This window comes from Mesorhizobium sp. W016 (genome assembly GCF_054719485.1).
In genome coordinates, this window is the sequence record NZ_JBTTIF010000002.1 from 1,543,931 (window position 1) to 1,566,908 (window position 22,978).

Here is a 22,978-nt window from a genome sequence, read left to right on the forward strand (position 1 = left end):
GTGCCGGTGTTGGCGTAGGGAGTGACGTGCATTAGCCTTGCACCTGCCGTCACGCTTGCGTCGGATGGAGAACTGGTGCCGCTTAGGTGACTCGAACACCTGACCCCATCATTACGAATGATGTGCTCTACCAACTGAGCTAAAGCGGCCCAGGAAGCGCGAAGCCTCCAGGATCGGCTGGGTGATAGACTCAACCGGCCGCTAATTCAAGATGGGCAACCGTGATTTCAAGGCTGGATCCGGCAATTCGTCCCGTCATTTTCCATTGGCGCGGAATAAGCCATCGCCTCGTTTGCTTTTTCGATTACGCGGAGACGTCGCGCCGGACTGCGCGCAAATCGCCCGGCAAGGCGGCAAACGGACTGATTTTATTGCTAAAAGGCATCGAAATGGGCGTTGAACAGGCCTGTAAGGCAGAATGCGGGCGCTCGCCCGTTGATTGATTGGTCGCCTGCGGCTAACGATCATGGCAATGTAAGCGAACGGACAGGGGAATTCGCTTGGACGCGATCGAAAAAGCGATCCGCAACGCCTTCGAGAAAGGCAACGCCGAGGACCGGGCATTTCGCGAGCGGGTCTATCGGTCGGCTTTCGCGGCGCTCGACCGCGTGCTCCAGGCCAATCCCGGCGTGACGGTGGAAGCCGCCATCAAGCGCCGTAAGGCGGTGCAGGAAAAGATCGCCGAGATCGAATCCGAATTCCTGCCCGCGGTCCCCGATGTCGCCGCGCAGACGCAGAGCGCTGCGCAGACACAAGATACCGCGCTGACGCAACGCGTTGCGCAGCCGCAAGACGCCGTACAGGGCGCCGCCGAGGCGCCCGCGGTCGATGCCCCGACAGGTGTCGCGGCCGGACCGTCGCCGGCGATCGTCGTTGATGAACCGGTTCAGCCCGAGGCATCCGACGCGCCGCGTTCGCGCGTGCTGCCGGTCGTCCCCGACATCATGCCTGACGCCACGCTGCCCGGCGCCCCGGCGATCGATATGGCCGATTCCGCGCCGGCCGAGGCCGCGGCGGAAGTGGCGCCTGACCGTGATGAAAGGCGGATAAGGGGCCGCCGCCTGCCGCTGACGGCGATCTTCTTTGGCGTGACGTTGCTCGCCGCCGCCGGCATCGGCCTCTATTTCGCCGTGCAGACCGGGGTCTTCAAGACGCCGGCGCAACTCGACACGGCGCCGCCCGAAGCGCCGCCGACCGTCGACGATGACGACTTCACGCCGCCTGCCGATACAACTGAGCCGCAGCAGCCTGGCGCGCCGCAGCAGCCTGGTGTCGCCGAACAGACGCGCGAGTGGATCAACGTGTTTACACCCACCGATCCAACGCATGTGGCGACCCCGTCCGACGCCAAGGCCGATGTCGTGCAGGATGACACCGGCTCCTTCCTGCGCATCCGCTCCGGTGCTTCCGGCTCGGCCATCAGCTTCGATGTCGGGCAGGGCGTGCTGGAGAAGCTTGCCGGCAAACATGCCGTGTTCGACATCGTCGCCCGCGCCGAGGACGGCAAGGACACGCAGATCTCCGTCGACTGCAATTTCGGCGATCTCGGCGACTGCGGCCGCAAGCGCTATGCGGTCGGCCAGCAGCGTAACGAATATCTGTTCGACGTGAAATTCCCCGACAAGCCCCCGGGCGCGGCCGGCAGCATCGCCATCAACTCCGACTTCGACAAGCAGGGCAAGGCGGTCGACATCTACGAGATCCGCGTTTCGATCGAACCGTAAGCGCCGCCTAGCGATCAAGCAGCGCCTGCAGCGTCTCGATGCGGTCGGCTTCGGCGGTCGGCTTGTCCCAGCGCAGCCGTGAGATGCGGGGAAATCGCATCGCAACGCCGGATTTGTGGCGGGTCGAACGGTTGAGACCTTCGAACGCCACCTCCAGCACCAGGCCTTGGCTGCGGTCGGCGCGCACCGAGCGCACCGGGCCGAAACGCTCTACCGTGTTGTCGCGGACAAATTTGTCGATCTGCTTCAGCTCCTCGTCGGTGAAGCCGAAATAGGCCTTGCCGACCGGCACCAGTTCCTCTGCGCCTTCCGGCCCCGACCAGACGCCGAACGTATAGTCGGAATAAAAGCTTGACCGCTTGCCATGGCCGCGCTGCGCATACATCAGCACAGCATCGACCGTGTGCGGATCGCGCTTCCACTTGAACCACGGGCCTTTCGGCCGTCCCGCGAGATAGGGCGAATCCCAGCGCTTCAGCATCACGCCTTCGATGATCGGGTGCGGCGGCGCGCGGCGCAGTTCCTCCAGCGTTTGCCAATCCGGGAATTCGACGAATGGCGACAGATCGAAACGGTGCGGGTCCAGCGTTGTGATGAAGGCCTCAAGACGGGCCCGCCGCTCGCGGAAAGGTAGCGCGCGCAAATCTTCGCCGTTGATCTGCAGCGCATCGTAGCAGCGCATGAACGCCGGGTATTGCTGCTGTATCTTCGGGGCCACGCTCTTGCGATTGAGCCGCTGTTGCAGGTCCGAAAACGTGCCGGTCGCCGCGGGCTCGCCGACCAGCAATTCACCATCGAGCGCGGCGGAAAAATCCATTGCCTGGGCGAGATCGGGAAATGCGCCGGACACATCGTCGCCGGTGCGCGAATAGAGCCGGCGCACGCCGCCCTCGCACACCGCCTGAACGCGGATGCCGTCCCATTTCCATTCCGCGGCATAGGCGGCCGGATCGAGCTTTTCGAGGTCGCCGTCGCCGACCGGGTTCGACAGCATCACCGGACTGAACAGGGCAAGTGCGGTCCGCTTCGGCTTCTCGGCCTTGCCTTCCAGCCACGCGAACAGCGAGATATAGGGCGGCGTCAGCCCGTGCCACAGCTCCTCGATCTCGGCGACATCGACCTTGCCGAAATCGGCCAGCGCCTGTTTGGCCAGCCGCGCCGAAACGCCGATGCGCAAGCCGCCGGTGACCAGCTTGATGATGGCAAAGCGCGCCGAAATGCCGGCGCTGTCGAGCAGCCCGGCCAGCACCTTGGGTCCGTCGGAGCGGCTCGCCGCCTGCAGCGTCGCCACGACGTCGCCAAGCGTCGGCTCCCGGTTGGGGATATGTCCCGGCGTTTGCGGCCAGACCAGCGACACGGTTTCAGCGAGGTCGCCGACATAGTCGTAGGAATAGCCGAACAGCACCGGATCCATGCGCTCGGTGACCAGCGTGCGCAGCATCGCCGGCTTGACCGCCGCAATGTTGAGGTCGCCGGTGATCGCCGCCAGCGCCAGCCCGCGGTCGGGGTCCTCGACGCTGCGGAAATAGTCGACGAGCAGCGTCAGCTTGCCATTGCGCGACGGCGTCAGCACCAAGCGGTCGAGGAGTTCGGCGAAACGGTTCATGCGTCGCCCCACGCCAATGGTGAAAACCGGCGCGAGGCACCCCCCTCTGGCCTGCCGGCCATCTCCCCCTCAAGGAGGAAGATCGGATGTCGCGCCGGCCTTGGCCAATCTCCGATATTGGCGGAGATGAGCCGGCATTGGAGCTGCCAATATGCCCCCTTGACGGGGAGATGTCCGGCAGGACAGAGGGGGGCGCAACGGGTCGCGGCGCTGGTGATCACCATCAATCGCCCTCGTCCTCATAGCCCACAAGGTGCAGTGGCCTGGCGGCGATGCCTTCCAGCTCGCACCAGCGCACCAGCGCTTCCTCGCGGCCATGCGTCACCCAGATTTCGCCGGCGCCCGTCTCCTTGACGGTGGCGGTCAGTTCGTCCCAGTCGGCGTGGTCGGAAATGATCAGCGGCAGTTCGACGCCGCCTTGCTTGGCGCGCTGGCGGATGCGCATCCAGCCCGAGGCGAAGCACGAGATCGGGTCGGGAAAGCGCCGCGCCCAGCGGTCGGCGAAGGCCGATGGAGGGCCGACAACGATGACCCCAGTGAAATCCTGCTTGCCGCCGCTGTCGACGGTTGCCGGCTCCAGCGTGCCGAGGTCGATGCCCTGGCTCTGGTAATATTCGCTGAGCTTGGCCAGCGCGCCGTGGATATAGATCGGCCTGTCATAACCGGCATCGCGCAGCAGCCGCATCACCCGCTGTGCCTTGCCCAGCGCATAGGCGCCGACCAGATGCGATCGCTCGGGAAACTGCGCCGCCGATTTGAGCAGGCGGGCGATCTCCTCCGTGTCGGGCGGATGGTGAAACACCGGCAGACCGAAGGTCGCCTCGGTGATGAAGACGTCGCATTGGACCGGTTCGAACGGTGCGCAGGTCGCGTCCTTCTGGCGCTTGTAGTCGCCGGAGGCGACGATGCGCCTGCCCTTGTGCTCGACCGCGATCTGCGCCGAGCCCAGCACATGGCCGGCCGGATGGAAGGTGACGCTGACATCGTTCAGCGCCATAGCTTCGCCAAGCACGGCCGCTTGCGTTGTCCCGGCAAAATCCTCGCCATAACGCAACCCCATAATGTCGAGCGTCTGCTGCGTCGCCAGCACCGAACGATGGCCGGATCGGGCATGGTCGGAATGGCCATGCGTGATCAACGCCCGGTTGACTGGCCGCACCGGGTCGATGAAGAAATCGCCGCATGGGCAATAAAGGCCTTCAGGCCGGGGATGGAGCAGGTCGCTGGCGCGCATCCAGTCAAGATAGTGGCTAATTCCAGCGCGGGAAGCCTGTTGCAAGAGACTGCTGACTCGGCCTACAGCCAGCCACCGGCCGCATCAGCCGGCGGGGCCATCGCCATGCAACCGCTGAAAATCTCGTCCGGCGACCTGACCGCCGACCGTCGCGCCGACTATGCCGAGATGCTTTTCGGGTCGGGCGAGCACGCGGCAGCGACGGAGCTGCTGCTCGGCGCGCTGGAACTGGCGCCGCAATGGGCGGCGGGCTGGTTCCGCCTGGGCGAGATGCAGGAGGCAACGGGGCTGCTCGACCTGGCGACGCAGGCCTGGGCGACGGTGCTGAAACTGGACCCGGCGGATCGCCTGGGTGCTGCGCTGAAGCTGCAGCTGATCGGCAAGGCGCCGGCTGCCGCAGCGCCACCCAGCGCCTTCGTCGAGACGCTGTTCGACCACTATGCCGAGACTTTCGAGGACTCGCTGGTCGACAAGCTCGGCTACCGGCTGCCGGAGTTTCTCGATCGCGCCATTCGCGCGGCAAGACCGGGCCGCTTTTCGCTGGCGCTCGATCTCGGTTGCGGCACCGGTCTGATGGGCGAGAAACTGCGGCCGGTCGCCGAACGGCTGGAGGGCTACGACATCTCCGCCGCCATGCTGAAAAAGGCCCGCGCCAAGGGCGTCTACGACCTGCTCGCCAAGGCCGATCTGCAGCATTTCGCCTATGCCGGGCCGAAAGCCGATCTGGTGGCGGCGGCCGACGTGTTCATCTATGTCGGCGCGCTCGATCGCGTGGTGAAGACCGTCGCCGGCATTCTGGCCACCAATGGCCTGTTTGCCTTTTCCGTCGAAACGCCAGCCAAGGGCGGGGCGGGCGGCGACGCCGGTTTTGCGCTGCAGCCGTCTCGTCGCTACGCCCATTCTCAAGCCTATGTCGAGCGGGTGCTTGCCGCAAACGGCCTGTCGGTGCTGTCGATGCAGCCGACCGTCATCCGCTGGGATCGCCGCCAGCCGGTCGGCGGGCTTGCCGCGCTGGCGGTGCCCTCGTCCAAGGGTTGATGTCTCGTCTTGTTCGAAAACGTGAATAGGATTTTTGCGGCTGGCGCGGCATCAGGTAGGATACAAGCCGAGAAAAGCCCTCGGCAGGCATTGAGGAGGAACACATGCGCTGGAACATGATGGTCTTGGTGTCTTGCCTGGCAATGACCGGCTGCATGGGCAGTTCGATGTCGGAGCGGCAGGACCAGGACGTGCAATCGTCGCTGCAATATGACAACGTGGCTTGCGACCAGTTGCTGGCGCAGCGCAACGAACTGGCGCAGCAATACCATCTGTCGACGGACGCCAAGCCGAGCTTCTCCAATCCGGCGATGGGCTTCGGCCCGTTCACGCCGGATATGCGCTCCAAAAGCAAGCGCGATACTGATCTGGCAAGTGGCAAGATCGACGCCATGAACCGCTCGATCGTCCGCCGCGACTGCGGCACGCCCAACAAGCAGAAGAAGTTCAGTCTGCCGAGCTGAACCTGGACTTCCTCAGTACCCCGCCTTGCGGTCGACCACGTTATCAAGCTTTTCGCCGCGCTCGAAGGCATCCATCTGCCGCAACATGCTCGGCGCCAGGTGGACAGGGTCGGAGGTCGCCGCCGCGTGCGGCGTCACGAACACTTTCGGGTGACTCCATAGCGGACTGGTCTTCGGCAGCGGCTCGACCTCGAACACGTCGAGGCTCGCCTCCTTCAGCGTGCCGTCGCCCAGCGCGCGCAATATGTCGGCGTCCTTCTGCAGCCGGCCGCGCCCGGCATTGATCAGCACCGAGCCGCCGAGGCCGTTGCGCTTGCGCAATTCCTTCAGCACGCCGTAATTGATGATGCCGTGCGTATCCGGCGTCAGCGGCAGCAGCACCACCAGTATGTCGGTGGCGTTGAGGAAGGGGATCAGCCCGGCCTCTCCGGCATAGGTCGCAACGCCTTTCATGGCCTTGTCGCTGCGCGACCAGCCATTGACGGCAAAGCCGAGCGACAACAGCACCGACGCCGCGGCGCGGCCGAGATTGCCGAGCCCCATAATGCCGACCGAGATGTCGCCGGCCGGCCGCTGCGGCGGTTCGTGCCAGGTCTTCTTCGGCTGCTGCGCACGATAGAGCATGCCCTGGCGGTGATGGTCGAGCACGCGCCAGACGACATATTCGGTCATGTACTGCGTCAGGTTCTCGGCGACCACTTTGACGATCGGCACATCGGGCAGGCCGGGATCGGCGAAGATGTGGTCGACGCCGGCGCCGATCGAGAAGATTGCGCGCAGATTGGGCAGCGATTTCAGTAGGTTCGGCTTCTGCTTCCACACCACCGCATAGGTGATCGACGGATCCGAAGCGCCGTCCGGCTCCAGCACCACTTCGCGCTCGGCCGACAGCAGCTCGCGCCAGCGCTGCGGATGAAAGCCGGTGACGGCAAGCAGGATTTTGCCTTTTTCCATTTGCGGATTGTATTCCCTGTTATTCGCTGACGATACCGACCGGCGCCGTCTCGATCTTGAACGCGGCCGAGATCAGCGCCTTCGTATAGTCGGTCTGCGGCCGCTCGAAAATCTGTTCGGAAGGGCCGGCTTCGACGATCTTGCCATTGCGCATGACGATGACGTCATTGGCAAGGGCGCGAATGACTTTCAGATCGTGGCTGATGAACAGATAGGCAAGGTCGTGCCTGGCCTGCAGATTGCGTAAGAGGTCGACCACTTGCGCCTGCACGCTCATGTCGAGCGCCGAGGTCGGTTCGTCAAGCATGACGAAGCGTGGATTGAGCACCATGGCGCGCGCAATGGCGACGCGCTGGCGCTGGCCGCCGGAGAATTCATGCGGATAGCGGTTCCTGGTCGCCGGATCGAGCCCGACCTCCTTCAGCACGGCGACGACCTTGTCGTCGCGTTGGTCGGGCGACAGCTTCGGCTCGTGGATCTTCAAGCCTTCCTCGATGATCTCCGAGACCGACATGCGCGGGCTGAGCGAGCCGAACGGGTCCTGGAAAACGATCTGCAACTCGCGGCGCAGCGGCCGCATGGCGTTGAAGGAAAGCTGGTTGATGTCGCTGCCGTTGAACTGGATGGTGCCGGTCGATGAGATCATCCGCGCCAGCGCCAGGCCGAGCGTCGTCTTGCCGGAGCCGGATTCGCCGACGACGCCGAGGGTCTGGCCGGCGCGCACGGTGACGTCGATGCCGTCAACTGCCTTCACATTGTCGACGGTGGTGCGAAAGAAACCCTTCTTGATCGGGAACCAAACCTTGATGTTCTTGCCTGTCATCACCGGCTTGGCGGCATCGTTGGCGGCCGGCGGCTTGCCCTTCGGCTCGGCGGCCAGGAGGTGCTTGGTATAAGCGTGCTGCGGGTTGGCGAAGATGTCCCTGGTCGGCCCGGTCTCGACGATCTTGCCTTTGGTCATCACGCAGACGCGGTCGGCGATCTTTTTGACAATGCCGAGATCATGGGTGATGAACAGCATCGACATGCCCTTACGGCTCTTCAACTCCGCCAGCAATTCGAGGATCTGCGCCTGCACGGTGACGTCGAGCGCCGTCGTCGGTTCGTCGGCGATCAGCAGTTCCGGTTCGTTGGCCAGCGCCATGGCGATCATGACGCGCTGCCGCTGGCCGCCGGACAATTGGTGCGGATAGGCGTCGAGCCGCTTTTCCGGTTCGCGAATGCCGACCTCGTTGAGCAGCGCCAGCGTGCGCGCCTTGGCCTGGCGGTCGCCCATGCCCTGATGCAGCGCCAGGATCTCGACGATCTGCTGCTCGATCGTGTGCAGCGGATTGAGCGAGGTCATCGGCTCCTGGAAGATCATGGTGATCTTGTTGCCGCGCACGCTGCGCAACTGCTTTTCGTTCATCGCCAAAAGGTCGGCGCCCTGGAACAGGATCTTGCCCGAGGGATGGCTGGCCGTCGGGTAGGGCAGAAGCTTCAGCACCGACAGCGCCGAGACCGATTTGCCGGAACCGGATTCGCCCACAAGCGCCACCGTCTCGCCCTTGGCGAGATCGAAGGAGATGTGGTCGACGGCGGTCGACTCGTTGCCGCCTTGGGTGAAGGCAACGCTGAGATCGCGGACGGAGAGCAGGAGTTCGCTCATCGGAACGCCTTGCGCGGGTCGAAAGCATCGCGCGTTGCTTCACCGATGAACACCAACAGCGACAGCATCAGCGAGATGACGATGAAAGCTGAAAAACCGAGCCACGGCGCATTGAGATTGCGTTGCGCTTGCTTCAGCAATTCGCCGAGCGAGGCGGAACCGGGCGGGAGGCCGAAGCCGAGATAGTCCAGCGAGGTCAGCGTCGAGATCGAGCCCGAGAGCAGGAAAGGCAGGAAGGTCAATGTCGCTACCATGGCGTTTGGCAGCAGGTGACGAAACATGATGGTGAGATTAGGCACACCGAGCGCTCGTGCAGCATTCACATACTCGAAGTTGCGGGCACGCAGGAATTCGGCCCGAACCACGCCGACTAGCGCCACCCAGGAAAACAACAGCATCAGTCCAAGCAGGATGAAGAAACCGGGCGGCAGGATCGCGGCGACAATCAGCAACAGGTAGAGCACCGGGATCGCCGACCAGATTTCGATGAAGCGCTGGAACAGAAGGTCGGTCCAGCCGCCGAAATAGCCCTGCATGGCACCGGCCGCGACGCCGATCAGCGACGAGCCAGCCGTCAGGATCAAACCGAACAGCACCGAGATCCTGAAGCCGTAGATCAGCCGCGCCGCCACATCGCGCGCTTGGTCGTCCGTGCCCAGCCAGTTCCAGTTGCCGATCGAGCAGTTGGGGTCATCAGCACCTTTCGGGTATTGGTTGCACAGCGTCTTCTTGTCATAGAGCCAGGACGGCTTGGTTGGCGCCGCCTCCGGAATGGCGTTGTTGACGGTCAAATAGGAGTAGCGGATTGGCGGCCAGATCATCCAGCCATTGGCGTTGATCTCGTCCTGGATGACCGGGTCGCGATAATCGGTCACGGCATAGAAGCCGCCGAACTTTTCCTCGGGGTAGGCGACCGCCACAGGAAATAGGATCTCGCCTTTGTAGGAAGCAATGATCGGCTTGTCGTTGGCGATCAGTTCGGAAAACAGCGACAGCACGAACAGAACGAGGAAAATCCATAGCGACCAGTAGCCGCGCCGGTTGGCCTTCAAGTTCTGCAGGCGCCGCTGGTTGAGCGGCGATAGCCATGGGCGGGCGATGCGGACCGGAGTCTCGGCAGCGGCTTCTGCCATCAGACGTCCCTTCGCTCGAAATCGATGCGCGGGTCGACCCAGGTGTAGATGAGGTCGGAGAGCAGGTTAACGAACAGGCCGAGCAGCGAGAAAATGTAGAGTGTCGCGAACACCACAGGATAATCGCGGTCGAGCACGGATTTGAAACCCAGCAGGCCGAGACCGTCGAGCGAGAAGATGTTCTCGATCAAAAGCGAACCGGTAAAGAAGGCCGAGATGAAGGCAGCGGGAAAGCCGGCAATAACGATCAGCATGGCGTTGCGGAACACATGGCCGTAGAGCACCCGCCGCTCCGACAGGCCCTTGGCGCGGGCGGTCACCACATATTGTTTGCGGATCTCTTCGAGGAAGGAGTTCTTGGTTAAAAGCGTCGTCGTCGCAAATGCCGACAGCACCAGCGCCGTCAACGGCAAGGTCATATGCCAGAAATAGTCGGCAATCCTGTCCGGCCAAGACAATTGACCCCAATTCTCCGAGACGATGCCGCGCAGCGGAAACCAATCCCAGAACGAGCCGCCGGCAAACAGCACCATCAGCAATATGCCGAACAGGAAGCCGGGGATGGCATAGCCGACAATGACGATGCCGCTGGTCCAGACGTCGAAGGTGGAACCGTCCTTGATCGCCTTGCGAATACCGAGCGGGATCGAGATCAGATAGGAAAGCAGCGTGATCCACAGCCCGATCGAGATCGACACGGGCATCTTTTCCAGGATCAGGTCGAGCACCGAAATATCGCGGAAATAGCTGTCGCCGAAGTCGAAGCGGGCATAGTTCCACAGCATCATGCCGAAGCGTTCGAGCGGCGGCTTGTCGAAGCCGAACTGCTTTTCCAGCTTCTTGATGAATTCGGGATCGAGCCCTTGCGCGCCGCGATATTTCGAGCCGACGTCGCCGGCAGCATCGAAATTGGCGCCGCCGGCATCACCACCACCGCCGCCACTGAGGCGATCGCTGCCGCCCTGATTGGTGAGCCTGGCGATGATTTGCTCCACCGGCCCGCCAGGTGCGAACTGGATGACGGCAAAAGAGATCGCCATGATGCCGAACAGGGTCGGTATCATCAATAAGATGCGCCGCAGTATGTAGGCGCCCATCAGGCTGCCAATCCTGCGCGAATGCTCATGTCAGGCTTTGCCAATCTTTGCCGCCTTGCCCTTGTCGAACCACCACAGCGTCTCGACCGGAAAGCCGAAATCGGGTTTCAGTTCGGGAAAGCCGAACATGTCCCAATAGGCGACGCGGTGATTCGCCAAGTACCAACTAGGAATCCAATCAAGCCGCGCGCGCAAGACCCGGTCGAGCGCTCTAAGCGCCGTGACGAGTTCGTCTCGGGTGGTCGCCTTGCCTGCCGCCACGATCAGCGCGTCGACGGCCGGGCTCTCGGTGCCGGGATAGTTGCGCTGCCCCGGCGTTTTCGCCATCCGCGAGTCATAGAGCATCTCCAGGCCGTCGGCAGTCGGCGTCGCCCCGATCGACCAATGAAGCATGTTGAAATCGAAGTCGAAATCACTCTGCCGCCGTTCATATTGCGTGGAATCGACCTGCCGGATCGAAGCGTCGATCCCAATCGCCTTCATATTCTCGGCCCATGGCGTGAAGATCCGAACAAGTCCATCGTCTTCGGCCAGCATCTCCACCTTCAGCCGCTCGCCCTTGTCGTTGACGACGAAGTTGCCCGAACGCTTCCAACCGGCTTCGGCAAGCAGTCTTGAGGCCCCGCCCAACAGCTTGCGGTCGTGGCCTGAGCCGTCCGACGCCGGCTGCATCACGGGTTCGCCAAATGTCTCCGGCGGCAACTCGGCGCGAAACGGTTCCAGCAGCGTCAGTTCCCCGGGCGAAGGCAAGCCTTCGGCCTTGTAGTCGGATCGTTCGAAGTTCGATTGCGAGCGCTCATAAGAACCAAAGAACAGAACCCGCTGGATCCATTCGAAATCAAAACAATTGGCGATAGCCCGTCGTACGCGGAAGTCCCTGAAGTGGGGTCTCCGCTGGTTGAGCGCGACAGCCTGCATGTCTGGCGTCTTCTCACCGGGAAACTCGCGTTTGACGACCTTGCCATCCTTCAATGCCGGGAAATCGTAATCAGATGCCCACACGCGCGCGGTAAATTCCTCGCGAAAATGCGTGTCGCCCTTCTTGAAGGCTTCAAACGCCGCCTGGCGATCGAGATAGAAGTCGATGCGGATGCGGTCGAAATTGTTGATGCCGCGGTTGACGGCGAGATCGCGGCCCCAATAGTCGGCGACGCGATCGTACTCGACAGTCTGTCCTGCCGCTACGCGGCCCACCTTGTATGGTCCCGAGCCGAGTGGCGGCTTCAACGTCGAGGCATCGAAGGTGTTGGCCGCATAAAAGGCCTTGGACACGATCGGCATGTTGACGACCGAAAGGATGTTTTGCGCCGACTGTTCGCCATTGAAGGTGAGGTCGAGGGTGACGGGGTCGACGGCAACCGCTTCCGTCATGTGCCGCAACGCCTTGGACAGGTTCGGGTGACCCTCGTTCTTATAGAGCTTCAAGGCGAAGACAACGTCTTGTGCGGTCAGTGGCGAACCGTCATTGAAACGCGCTTGCGGTCGCAGGCTGAAGCGAAAGCCGTTGCGGTCCGCAGACAAGGTGACGGACTCGGCAAGCAGGCCGTAGACAGCATCCGGTTCATCGAGCGCGCTTGCCATCAGCGAATCGAAGCAGAGTTCGGTGCGCGGCGGTGAATCGCCTTTCAGCACCAGGGAGTTCAGCGTGTTGAAGGTCAGGAAACTCTGATTCAAGGTCGCGTTCGGCGGCGCGAAATTCATCTGGCCGCCCTTGGGCGCATCCGGATTGACATAGTCGAAATGGGTGAAACCCGGCTTGTATTTGAGATCGCCAAAGGCTGACAGGCCGTGCAGTTTGGTGCCGGTCGCAACGTTGGCGAAAGCTTTGCCGGGCAACAGGGCCGCCGCGGCTGCAGCACCACCGAATGCCAGGAAGTCGCGGCGGGTGGCCATCAATTGCTGCCCCTGTATTTAGCCGCCAGCGCCTTTTCCCTATCGAGGTCGATCCACCAGGAATCCGTATCGACACCGCGATAGCTCGGCTGCTTGGCCGGAATGCCGAACTTGTTCCAGTATGCCATCCAGACTACCGCCCGGTGATATTGCGGCACCACGTAGAAGTTCCACAACAGCACCCGGTCGAGCGCATGGGTAGCTGCGACCAGATCCGCACGGTCGGTGGCAAATATGACCCGGTCGACTAGCGCATCGACGACGGGATCCTTGATCCCCATCAGGTTGCGTGAACCCGGCCTGTCGGCAGCCTTCGAGCTCCAGAAGTCGCGCTGCTCGTTGCCGGCTGAATCCGATTGCTGGAACTGCGACGTGATCACATCGAAATCGAAATTGTTGACGCGATTGACGTATTGGGACTGGTCAACAATGCGAAGCGTGGCATCGATGCCGATCTTGCGCAGGTTGGCGATGTAGGGATTTGAGATGACCTCGTCGGTGTCGTACCAGCCGAGGATTTCGAACTTGAACGGCTCGCCGGTCTTGGCGTTGACCATCTTGCCGTCCTTGATGACCCAGCCTGCCTGGGCAAAGAGATCGACAGCCGTCTTCAGGTACTTCCGTTCCGCCTGTGGCGAGTCGTAGACCGGTAGCTTGAATTCCTGCGTAAAGAGTTCCGGCGGCAGCTTGTCCCGGTACTTCTCCAGGATTTCCAGTTCCTTGCCTTGCGGCAGCCCACGCGATGCCAGTTCGGTGTTCTGGAAATAGCTCGACGTCCGCGTGTTGAAGCCGAAGAACAGGGTACGGTTCATCGTTTCAAAATCGAACGGATAGGTCAGCGCCTCACGCACCAAACGATTCTGGAACTGCGACCGCCTTTGGTTGAGGACAAACGCCTGCATCGGCTCTGGGGAACTGGTTTTGAATTCCTGCTTGATGACATCGCCGGCCTTGATCGCTGGGAAATCATAGGCTGTTGCCCATTTGCGGGAACTGAGTTCCTGATTGATGTCCTCGAATCCACCCTTGGTGAAGGCCAGCCATGTGGCATTGTTGTCGAGAATATAGGTGTATCGCTTGATGTCGAAATTCTCGCGGCCGATTTTTACCGGCAGCTTGGCTGCCCAGTAATCCGGCACGCGCTGCCAGACGATCTCAGAACCCGGTTTGAAGCTGGCGATCTTGTATGCGGCGGAACCGAGCGGCGGCTCCAGGGTCGGCTTGGTGATATCGCGCTTCTTGCCGTTGGCATCGGTGCCTTCCCACCAGTGCTTCGGCAGCACCGCAAAATCGCCGACGATTTGCGGCAGTTCGCGGTTGCCCTTCTGGTTGAAATGGAACTCGACCTCGCGGTCCGAGATGGCTACCGCGTCGGTAACGTTCTCGAAATACCGGCTGTACTGCGGGCTGTTGGCCTTCAGCACTTGGAATGACCAGATCACGTCGTCGACTGTGATCGGCTGGCCGTCGTGCCATTTGGCTCTCGAGTCTATGCGATAGGTGGCCGAGGAATAATCAGCAGGATATTTGAATGCGTCTGCGATCAGCGCGTGGTTGGTGCTGCCTTCGTCGGTGGCCTGCTCCGTCAGGGTGTCGTAGAGAAGACCGCCCGCGAACGGCGTAAAACCGGCTGCCGGTGACCCCTGAACGATGTAGGGATTGAAGCTGTCGTAAGTGCCGAGCACCACCGAATTCAGCGTGCCGCCCTTCGGTGCGTCCGGATTCACATAATCGTAGCGCTGGAAACTCTCGCCATATTTGGACTCGCCGATCAGCGAGGAGGTGGTGTGCCATTCATCCGCGGCTGCTGCTTGCAACCCGGCAGCCACAACGGTTGCTGCCAGCAGGGACCTCAGAAGCGTTCGGCCAACCGTCATGCGTTCTCCTCTTCGCGATGCCCGGCAATCCTAAATGATTTGACGCCGGTGAAAACCGCCATGCGGCGGCTTTGTCGCCGCATATGCGATTTTCCTAACAAAAAGCCGGGCTGAACCCGGCTTTTTTGAGATCATGGAGATGACAATTCGGTTATTTGGCGGGCGCCGGTGCCGGCGCCACAGGGGCGGGAGCTGCACCTTCAGCCGGCTTGGCCGGAGCGGCACCCTCGGCCGGCTTGGCGGGCGCCGCTGCATCGGCGGCGGCACCTGGCGTCGGCAGCGGCTTCGGACTATCCGACAGCGTGCGCAGATAGGCGATGACGTTGGCGCGGTCCTCGTCCTTCGGCAGGCCGGCAAAGCCCATCGCAGTGCCCTTCACGAATTTCTTCGGCGAGGTGATGAAGTGGTTGAGGTTGTCGTAGGTCCACTTCTCGGCGCCGCCCTTGGAAAACTCTTTCATGCCGGCCGAATAGGCAAAGCCCTCATGCTCGGCGACGGGGCGGTCGACGATGTCCCAGAGATCCGGGCCGACCTTGTTGGGGCCGCCTTTTTCGCCGGAATGGCAGGCCTGGCATTTCTTAAAGACGGCCGCACCTTGCTCGACATTGGCGGTGGCCAAAAGGTCGGCGATCGGCTTGGCCTCTGCCGCGGGTCCGGCGGCGCCGCCTTCGGCAGGCTCCGTCGCCTCGATGGCAAAGCCGGGTTTTTCCGGCGCCGGCGAGGCAAACAGGGCGTCGGACACCAAACCGACCGAGAAGACGACGAAACAGGTTCCAAGCAACCCGGCGAGCAGTTTGTTGACTTCGTTGGAATCCATACGCCCCAGGGCTCCCTTTTCCGGCGGACCTCTCCGTCCACTCCGTCCGTCGGTATCGTGACCCACCCCGTCGAGCCGGTCAAATCGGGCGGAAACTAGGTCTTTTGCTTGGGCGTTGCAACACCTATAAGGGCGCTTCCAGTGAGACCTTTTGCCACTTTCCCCATCCTCTTTCGAACGCCTTGCAACCTCGATGTCCACGCTCATCCTGATCCCGGCCCGCATGGCCTCGACGCGCCTGCCGGGCAAGCCGCTGGCCGACATAGCCGGCGCGCCGATGATCGTCCATGTCGCCCGCCGCGCCGCTGAGGCTGGGCTTGGCCGGGTGGTGGTGGCAACCGACACGCGCAACGTGGCCGAAGCGGTGCGCGCGCACGGTTTCGAGGCGGTGATGACGCGCACCGACCACGAATCCGGTTCCGACCGTATCTTCGAGGCGCTGACCGCCCTCGACCCCGATCGCAAGGTCGAAACCATCGTCAATGTGCAGGGCGACCTGCCGACCATCGATCCCAAGATCATCGGTGCGGCGCTGAAACCGTTCGAGGACGCTGCGGTCGACATCGCCACGCTCGGCGTCGAGATCGTCCGCGACGAGGAAAAGGCCAACCCCAACGTCGTCAAGATCGTCGGTTCGCCGTTGTCGGCGACGCGGCTGAAGGCGCTCTATTTCACCCGCGCCACCGCGCCCTGGGGCGAGGGGCCGCTCTATCACCATGTCGGCCTCTACGCCTATCGGCGCTCAGCCCTCGAACGCTTCGTCGCGCTAAAACCTTCGCCGCTCGAACGGCGCGAGCGGCTGGAGCAGTTGCGGGCGGTGGAGGCCGGTATGCGCATCGATGCCGAGATCGTGCAATCGCTGCCGCTGGGCGTCGACACGCCGGAAGACCTCGAACGCGCCCGACAAATTCTTTCCTGAGACCTTCAACCTGAGATATCGGCATGCCTGACAAGACCAACAGAATAGCCTTCCAAGGCGAACCGGGCGCCAATTCCGACACCGCCAGCCGCAACATGTTCCCTTCGATGGAGCCGTTGCCGTGCCCCACCTTCGAGGATGCCTTCAACGCGGTCGAGACCAACAAGGCCGACCTCGCCATGATCCCGATCGAAAACACCATCGCCGGCCGCGTCGCCGACATTCATCATCTCTTGCCGGAATCGAAACTCCACATCGTCGGCGAGTATTTTCTGCCGATCCACTTCCAGCTGATGGTGCTGCCAGGCGTCAAACGCGAAGAGATCAAGACCGTGCACAGCCATATCCATGCGCTGGGACAGTGCCGCAAATACATCCGCAAGAACGGTTGGAAGCCGGTGATCGCCGGCGACACGGCGGGCTCTGCGAAGCTGGTCTCGGAGCTCAAGGACCGCACCATGGCCTCGCTCGCCCCGGCGCTAGCCGCAGAACTCTACGGCCTCGACATCATCGAGAAGAACGTCGAGGACACGGATTCGAATGTCACCCGCTTTGTCGTGCTGACCAAGGACAAGCGATTGGCCGAACGGCCCTCGGCCGACACCAAGATGATGACGACCTTCATGTTCCGTGTCCGCAACGTGCCGGCTGCGCTCTACAAGGCAATGGGCGGTTTCGCCACCAACGGCGTCAACATGACGAAGCTGGAGAGCTATCAGTTGGGCGCCTTCACCGCGACGCTGTTCTACGCCGATATCGAGGGCCATCCCGACGATCCGCTGGTCAAGCTGGCGCTGGACGAACTGCGCTTCTTCTCGCGCGAAGTGCGCATTCTGGGGGTCTATCCCGCCAGCGAGTCGCGCGAGCAGTGGAAGGTCGCGGACTAAGGTTCCCCTAACCCAGCAGGGTCAGCGGCACATAGTCGATTTCCATGAAGGTTTCGACTTCCGGGATCCAGCGGTCGCGCACGAAGGCAACGTGGTCGGGATGCTCGTTATATCTGGTGTAGGCGGCCTGATCTACGAACTCCATCGAGAAGCCGAAGTGATAGTCGTTCTTCGGGCTGACTTGCCGCAGCGGCTCGAAATGGGTGACGCCCTTGATTGCGCTGAGAATGCGCTTGGCATCGGAGAGGAACCGCTTTTCCTCCAGCGAGTACTGCGGGTGCTTCAGGGTGAAAACCACGGTGTGACGGATCATTTTTTGCTCCCGTTAAGCAATTCCAGGAAAAGTGTGAAGCGGTTTTCCGTCCGGAATTGCGTAAAATAACAACTCTTATTCGCTGTCGACCCAGGCGCGGATCAGATGATGCGCGATTGCGCCTTTCGGCGGCGTGACCAGATTGTCCTTGTGCGTCCTCTCCAGCATGGAACGCACCTCGTCGCGAAAAAACCAGCGGCAATCTTCCAACTCGTTGAGATCGGCCTGGATGTCGTCATTGAGCGGTTCGCCGAAACAGCCGATCATCAGCGAATAGGGGAACGGCCAGGGTTGGCTGGCATGGTAGACGACGCGGCCGAGCCGGATGCCGGCTTCCTCCAGCGTTTCGCGGCGCACCGCCGCCTCGATCGTCTCGCCCGGCTCGATGAAGCCGGCAAGCGCCGAGTACATGCCGGGTCCGAAATGCCGGCCGCGGCCGAGCAGGCATTTTTCCCGCGTCGCCGTCAGCATAATCGCCACCGGATCGGTGCGTGGAAAGTGCTCGGTGCCGCAATTTGGGCAATGGCGCTTGTAGCCGCCGGCCTGCATTTGCGATTCATGGCCGCATTTGCTGCAGAAGCGATGGGTGGCATGCCAGGCAAGCAGGGCGGCGCCTTGCGCCAGCGCGCCCGCTGCCGCCTCGTCGATCAGCCCCTGCATATAGACCGAGCGATAATCGATCGCCTTCATGGTCTCCGGCAGCTGTTCGGGATCGAGGCCGACCGGCACGGCAAGTACCGGGCCGCTCTCGGCAAAGCCAAGCAGCACGCCTTGTGCGAGTGATGGCTGCAGCTTCTGGCTCTCAGCCAGATCGAACCAAGGGTCGAAGCTGCCATCGTGCAATTTCAGATACAGCCGTCCGCCATGCATCGGCAGAAGACGTGCCGAGGGATCGGCCAACGCCCTTTCGACGGAATCGTCGGCGCGGTTCTCGGATTGCCGATCAATCGTGTTTCCGGCGAAACCGACGAACTGGCTCGGTTCGCGCAAGGGCGCGTCAAAAAGGCGAAAGGTCATGGAAGCTCGAACGTCTAGGGATGGACACAGGCGGCTTATAGCGCCGCCTTGATCTGTTGCGCAAACTGGCGGATGCCTGAACGCTCATAGGGCTCGCGCATGCCGTGCCCCCACACCGGCCCCGGCCAGCCCGGATCGCCTTCCGAGCGGGCGATGACGTGGACATGCAATTGCCGAACGATGTTGCCGAGCGCGCCGGTGTTGATCTTGGTGCAGCCCGTGGTTCTTTTCAGCGCCTGCGCCACCATGTTGGTTTCGAAGGTCAACATCGCCTGGTCGAGCGGCGTCATGTCGTGGATTTCTTCGGCCCCCGGCCGCTGCGGCACCAGGACCAGCCATGGCCAGCGGCTATCGTTCATCACCCTGAGCTCGCACAGGCCGAGCCACATCAGCTGCTCGCTATCCGCCTCCAGCCTGGAGTCGAGCGTGAATCCGGCCTTGAGGCCCGGTAGCATTGGCGTTTCCCTTGCGCTTCTCGCATTATTCCCAAACTCATGACGCTAGAGCGGCTGCACGGGGGCTGCAAGCGATTCATTGAGCGGCGGAGTTCAAGGGCATCCGATTCTCAATGCACCCTTGCATTTGATCGCTGAATTGCCGATATGGAACGCGGGAGGTTGGTGGTGGACGATCCACTCGCCAACCGGGTCAGGTCCGGAAGGAAGCAGCCCTAACGAGCCCGGAACGGGTCATTGTTCCAGCCTCCCACCTCATCGGCCCCTCTCGCGACATTGACGACGCATTGCAGCGCGGGCGAGACTATTGGTGCAATTCCAGGGAAAGTGTGAGCGGTTTCCCGTCCGGAATTGCGTTAAAGCAAAGGGTAGAGCGGTTTGCCGTTTCAGAAAACGGTGAAACGATCTAGCAGGAATCGGCTACGCTGAGACGCGGCCTTTTGGAGCTTTACGGGCGAATGAGCGAAGCCGGAAATTCGGACCCCGAAAACCTGGAGAAGCAAAAGGCCGTCGCTTATCGCGTGCTGGCGCGCAAATATCGTCCGTCGAATTTCTCCGAACTGATCGGCCAGGAGCCGATGGTCCGCACTTTGACCAACGCTTTCTCCACAGGCCGCATCGCCCAGGCCTGGATGCTGACCGGCGTGCGCGGCGTCGGTAAGACCACGACGGCGCGCATCCTGGCGCGGGCGCTCAACTACAAGACGCCGACGGTCGACCATCCCTCGGTCGACCTCGCCCTCCTGGGCGAGCACTGCCAGGCGATCATGGAAGGCCGCCATGTCGACGTCATCGAGATGGACGCCGCGTCGCATACCGGCATCGACGACATCAGGGACATTATCGAGCGCGTGCGCTATGCCCCGGTGTCGGCGCGCTACAAAGTCTACATCATCGACGAAGTGCACATGCTCTCCACCCAGGCCTTCAACGGCCTGTTGAAGACGCTGGAAGAGCCGCCGCCGCACGTCAAATTCATCTTTGCCACCACCGAAATCCGCAAAGTGCCGATCACCGTGCTCTCGCGCTGCCAGCGTTTCGACCTGAGACGCATCGATGCCGGCGCACTGGTCGCGCACCTCTCCTCGATTGCCGGCAAGGAAGGCATATCGGTCGACGACGACGCGCTGGCGATGATCGCGCGCGCCGCCGAAGGCTCGGCCCGCGATTCGCTCTCCATCCTCGACCAGGCGATCGCCCATGGCGGCGGCGCCGTCAGCGCCGAAGCGGTGCGCGCCATGCTGGGTCTCGCCGACCGCGCCCGCATCGTCGACCTGTTCGAACATGTCATGAAGGGCGATGTGGCGGCCGCCCTTGCCGAATTCCGCAACCAGTACGACACCGGCGCCGATCCGACTGCCGTGCTGACCGATCTGGCCGAATTCAACCACCTCGTCACCCGGCTGCGCTTCGTGCCGACGGCTGCCGACGACGCTTCCCTGTCCGAGGATGAGCGCCGCCGCGGCGCCGACTTCGCCAGCACGCTGTCGGTCAAGGTTCTGTCGCGGACCTGGCAGATGCTCTTGAAAGGCATTCCCGAGGTGCAGTCGTCCAACCGACCGGTCAGCGCCGGCGAGATGGTGCTGATCCGGCTGGCGCATGCCGCCGACCTGCCGACGCTGGACGAGGCGCTGAAATCTCTGGAGAGCGGCGCTCCGGCGTCCGGTGGTGCGTCACGCCCGAATGGTGCGCCGGTAAATGCCGGCAATGGCGGCGGCGCCAGCGCGGTAGCGCAGACCCGGGTGCCGTCCGGGCCAGCCGGTGCGCAAACCATGCGGCTGGTCGACGCGCCCCCGGTCGCCTTTGTCGCGCCTCCGCAGCCGGTCGTGGAGCCGCAATCGCCGCCGCTGAAATCGCTGGCCGATATTGTCGCTCTTGCCGACGCGCAGCGTGACATCGCCTTCAAGGTGCTGGTCAAGAGCTGTATTCGCCTGGTGCGCATCGAGCCCGGCCGTATTGACGTCGGCCTGACCGCCGATGCGCCCAAGATGCTGCTCAACGACTTGACGACGAAGCTGCGGGCCTGGACCGGCCGCAACTGGCTGGTGTCATTGTCGAAGGAAGAGGGCGGCCAGACGTTAGCCGAGATGGAATCGACCAGGCGCGAGACCGCTTTCTCCGACGCGAAAAGCGATCCGGCGGTGGCCGCCATCCTCGCGCGCTTTCCCGGCGCCAAGATCATCGACGTGCGCATTCCCGACGCGCCGGAAGTCGACACCGACAAGGCCGAAGCGCCGGTCGAGCCGCCGTCCGACGACGACGAAACCTGACCATAGCCACGAATCCGCAAAGGACCCGACCATGAAAGATCTTCTCGGCCTGATGGGCAAGGCGAAGGAAATGCAGGCCAAGTTCCAGGCCATGCAGGACGAGATCGCGACGATTGAAGCAAGCGGGCAGGCGGGCGGCGGGCTGGTCAATGTCACGCTGACCGGCAAGTTCGAAATGAAGTCGCTGAAGATCGATCCGTCGCTGTTCAAGGAGGACGAGGTCGAGATTCTCGAAGACCTGCTGCTGGCCGCTCACAATGACGCCAAAAATAAGGTCGAGCAGATTATGCAGGAGAAGACCAAGGCGCTGACGGCAGGCTTGCCGATCCCGCCCGGAATGAAATTGCCGTTCTGAGCCGGCTCCAACCAGTTAATTGATTATGAAGGGAAATCGGCTGCGGAGCTGTTGTTAAGACTTTCTCCGGCTTTGCTCACGCGGACATATCCGGGCATTTATAAAGTTTTACCTATGCTGCACGAAAGCTAATCCTTTAGCCATCTTTTTGCCTTTAAGAGTCTCATTCTTGCCACATCTCGGGGCGGGCTGGCATCTGGACAATGAGGCATTTTTGTTGATCGCGACGCGATGGAAGACGCCGCTTCTGCTCGGCATCATCTTCTCCCCTATGTTCCTGGCGGGTTGTAGCCAGACCACGTCTTCGCACGGCCTGTCGGTCGCCAGCCTGACCGACGCCATCACGCCCAGCTTCCTTTCGACGCGCGCCTACCGCAACACGCCGAAGGAGAAGGAATGCCTGGAGCGGGCGATGTTCTTCGAGTCCAACCGCTCGAGCCGTGACGGCATGATCGCCGTCGGCACGGTGGTGATGAACCGGCTGCGCTCCGGCAATCATGGCAGCACCATTTGCCAAGTGGTTGGCGAACCGGGCCAGTTCGCGCCCGGCGTGATGACGCGGGCGATGAATTCGAAAGCGATGCCCGATGTCGAGGAGGCCGCCGATGCGGTGCTCAAGGGCGAGCGCAAGGCCAAGCTGAAGAACACGATGTACTTCCACACCGCCGGCCTGAGGTTCCCCTACAAGAACATGCATTACACCATGGTTGCCGGCGGCAACGCCTTCTACGAGAAGCGCGGTCGCAACTGGCAGCCGCTGCCGGATGAATCCACGACCATGGTTGCCTCGGCGCAGCCGCGCGCGCCTGTGCCTGAAGCGCCGTTGCAGGTTGCCTACGCCGAGCCGGTGGTGAAGACCATTGTCCGTCCAGATCCGGCCAAGCAGGCCGCGGCGGTTCGCGCAGCCAAGGCGACACGTGCCCCGGCCGAGCAGACCTATGTGACGGCTTCCGCGGCGCCCGCCAAGAGCGCCCGCGTCGCCGCCAAGCAGACGGAGGTGGCGATGCAGGAGCCGATGGCCGAGCCCGATGCCTCGCGTTTCGGCGGCACGCTGAACGCCCGCTACATCACCTCGGTTCCATCGGCAACGCAGGAAGCGTCGATGGGCTTCCAGTCGACGCCTGAGAATACCGACGCTATCGGCGCGATGATTATCGACCAGACCCGGCCAGCGTCAGCTTACTGACGCCTAAAACAGTTTCCGAGCCCGCCATGGCAGCATGGCGGGCTCGGTGCGTATGCGCATGTTTCAAAGCGCGCGGAAAAATCCTAGATCA

At 62.4% G+C, this 22,978-nt stretch carries 20 protein-coding genes, 1 tRNA gene and 1 other RNA gene; 9 read left to right on the plus strand and 13 right to left on the minus strand.

All coding sequences use genetic code 11. The annotated features are described in order from the left end of the window. Nucleotides 1-73: 73 nt before the first annotated feature. Nucleotides 74-149 (minus strand) — tRNA-Thr (locus ACYG9V_RS07915). Nucleotides 150-500: 351 nt separating this feature from the next. Here ACYG9V_RS07915 and ACYG9V_RS07920 point away from each other — a divergent pair. Next, nucleotides 501-1,724: a hypothetical protein gene (locus tag ACYG9V_RS07920; protein WP_352461746.1), complete on the plus strand. Its 1,224-nt coding sequence runs from the start codon at nt 501-503 to the stop codon at nt 1,722-1,724. A gap of 7 nt (nt 1,725-1,731) precedes the next feature. Here the strand turns inward: ACYG9V_RS07920 and ACYG9V_RS07925 are convergent, their stop codons facing one another. Together ACYG9V_RS07925 and ACYG9V_RS07930 are read right to left on the minus strand one after the other, a co-directional pair. Next, nucleotides 1,732-3,330: a cisplatin damage response ATP-dependent DNA ligase gene (locus ACYG9V_RS07925; protein WP_352461745.1), complete on the minus strand. Its 1,599-nt coding sequence runs from the start codon at nt 3,328-3,330 to the stop codon at nt 1,732-1,734. A 223-nt stretch (nt 3,331-3,553) separates the two neighbouring features. Further along, a complete protein-coding gene (locus tag ACYG9V_RS07930) occupies nt 3,554-4,564 on the minus strand; it encodes a ligase-associated DNA damage response exonuclease (protein WP_023712591.1) in 1,011 nt (336 codons plus the stop codon). A 105-nt stretch (nt 4,565-4,669) separates the two neighbouring features. Between ACYG9V_RS07930 and ACYG9V_RS07935 the strand changes: the two genes are divergently transcribed. Next, nucleotides 4,670-5,602, plus strand: coding sequence for a methyltransferase domain-containing protein (locus tag ACYG9V_RS07935; protein WP_023682041.1), 933 nt, complete (start codon nt 4,670-4,672; stop codon nt 5,600-5,602). Between the two features lie 104 nt (nt 5,603-5,706). Next, nucleotides 5,707-6,066: a hypothetical protein gene (locus ACYG9V_RS07940; RefSeq protein WP_023682040.1), complete on the plus strand. Its 360-nt coding sequence runs from the start codon at nt 5,707-5,709 to the stop codon at nt 6,064-6,066. Between the two features lie 12 nt (nt 6,067-6,078). On the opposite strand, the gene ACYG9V_RS07945 is transcribed toward ACYG9V_RS07940, so the two are convergent. The 7 genes from ACYG9V_RS07945 to ACYG9V_RS07975 form a co-directional block, all read right to left on the minus strand. Continuing rightward, the gene (locus tag ACYG9V_RS07945; protein ID WP_352763869.1) at nt 6,079-7,020 is read right to left on the minus strand and encodes a 2-hydroxyacid dehydrogenase; all 942 of its coding nucleotides are present in this window, start codon (nt 7,018-7,020) and stop codon (nt 6,079-6,081) included. Between the two features lie 19 nt (nt 7,021-7,039). After that, nucleotides 7,040-8,668, minus strand: a complete 1,629-nt coding sequence (locus ACYG9V_RS07950; RefSeq protein WP_023751916.1) for an ABC transporter ATP-binding protein — start codon at nt 8,666-8,668, stop codon at nt 7,040-7,042. After that, nucleotides 8,665-9,801, minus strand: coding sequence for an ABC transporter permease (locus ACYG9V_RS07955; protein WP_352763867.1), 1,137 nt, complete (start codon nt 9,799-9,801; stop codon nt 8,665-8,667). The genes ACYG9V_RS07950 and ACYG9V_RS07955 overlap by 4 nt, the downstream gene beginning before the upstream one ends. Next, entirely contained in the window at nt 9,801-10,898 is a 1,098-nt protein-coding gene (locus ACYG9V_RS07960) for a microcin C ABC transporter permease YejB (RefSeq protein WP_352763865.1), read from the minus strand. Before ACYG9V_RS07960 ends, ACYG9V_RS07955 begins: the two co-directional genes overlap by 1 nt. A gap of 30 nt (nt 10,899-10,928) precedes the next feature. Then, a complete protein-coding gene (locus tag ACYG9V_RS07965; protein ID WP_023751919.1) occupies nt 10,929-12,791 on the minus strand; it encodes an extracellular solute-binding protein in 1,863 nt (620 codons plus the stop codon). After that, nucleotides 12,791-14,668: an extracellular solute-binding protein gene (locus ACYG9V_RS07970; protein WP_352763863.1), complete on the minus strand. Its 1,878-nt coding sequence runs from the start codon at nt 14,666-14,668 to the stop codon at nt 12,791-12,793. Before ACYG9V_RS07970 ends, ACYG9V_RS07965 begins: the two co-directional genes overlap by 1 nt. Nucleotides 14,669-14,819: 151 nt before the next feature. Then, nucleotides 14,820-15,485, minus strand: a complete 666-nt coding sequence (locus ACYG9V_RS07975; protein WP_352763860.1) for a c-type cytochrome — start codon at nt 15,483-15,485, stop codon at nt 14,820-14,822. A 193-nt stretch (nt 15,486-15,678) separates the two neighbouring features. On the opposite strand from ACYG9V_RS07975, the gene ACYG9V_RS07980 reads away from it, so the two are divergent. Then, the gene (locus ACYG9V_RS07980; protein ID WP_023669513.1) at nt 15,679-16,404 is read left to right on the plus strand and encodes a 3-deoxy-manno-octulosonate cytidylyltransferase; all 726 of its coding nucleotides are present in this window, start codon (nt 15,679-15,681) and stop codon (nt 16,402-16,404) included. Nucleotides 16,405-16,427: 23 nt separating this feature from the next. After that, nucleotides 16,428-17,291, plus strand: coding sequence for a prephenate dehydratase (locus tag ACYG9V_RS07985; RefSeq protein ID WP_023682034.1), 864 nt, complete (start codon nt 16,428-16,430; stop codon nt 17,289-17,291). 7 nt (nt 17,292-17,298) lie between these two features. Here the strand turns inward: ACYG9V_RS07985 and ACYG9V_RS07990 are convergent, their stop codons facing one another. The 3 genes from ACYG9V_RS07990 to ACYG9V_RS08000 all read right to left on the minus strand — a co-directional run bounded on the left by ACYG9V_RS07990 (nt 17,299) and on the right by ACYG9V_RS08000 (nt 19,076). Then, nucleotides 17,299-17,604, minus strand: coding sequence for a Dabb family protein (locus tag ACYG9V_RS07990; RefSeq protein WP_352763857.1), 306 nt, complete (start codon nt 17,602-17,604; stop codon nt 17,299-17,301). 75 nt (nt 17,605-17,679) lie between these two features. After that, nucleotides 17,680-18,621 (minus strand): NAD(+) diphosphatase, encoded by a 942-nt coding sequence (gene nudC / locus ACYG9V_RS07995; protein WP_352763854.1) that lies wholly within the window; start codon nt 18,619-18,621, stop codon nt 17,680-17,682. A gap of 35 nt (nt 18,622-18,656) precedes the next feature. After that, entirely contained in the window at nt 18,657-19,076 is a 420-nt protein-coding gene (locus ACYG9V_RS08000) for an HIT domain-containing protein (protein ID WP_023682032.1), read from the minus strand. Between the two features lie 157 nt (nt 19,077-19,233). On the opposite strand from ACYG9V_RS08000, the gene ffs reads away from it, so the two are divergent. From ffs to ACYG9V_RS08020, 4 genes are all read left to right on the plus strand, one after another. Then, an RNA gene (gene ffs, locus ACYG9V_RS08005) (signal recognition particle sRNA small type) lies at nt 19,234-19,330 on the plus strand. A gap of 204 nt (nt 19,331-19,534) precedes the next feature. Then, nucleotides 19,535-21,346, plus strand: coding sequence for a DNA polymerase III subunit gamma/tau (locus ACYG9V_RS08010; protein ID WP_352763851.1), 1,812 nt, complete (start codon nt 19,535-19,537; stop codon nt 21,344-21,346). Between the two features lie 31 nt (nt 21,347-21,377). Continuing rightward, entirely contained in the window at nt 21,378-21,701 is a 324-nt protein-coding gene (locus tag ACYG9V_RS08015) for a YbaB/EbfC family nucleoid-associated protein (RefSeq protein ID WP_023669519.1), read from the plus strand. 217 nt (nt 21,702-21,918) lie between these two features. After that, nucleotides 21,919-22,887 carry a cell wall hydrolase gene (locus ACYG9V_RS08020; protein ID WP_023725787.1) on the plus strand — a complete coding sequence of 323 codons (969 nt, stop codon included), beginning with the start codon at nt 21,919-21,921 and terminating at the stop codon, nt 22,885-22,887. Nucleotides 22,888-22,978 lie beyond the last annotated feature (91 nt).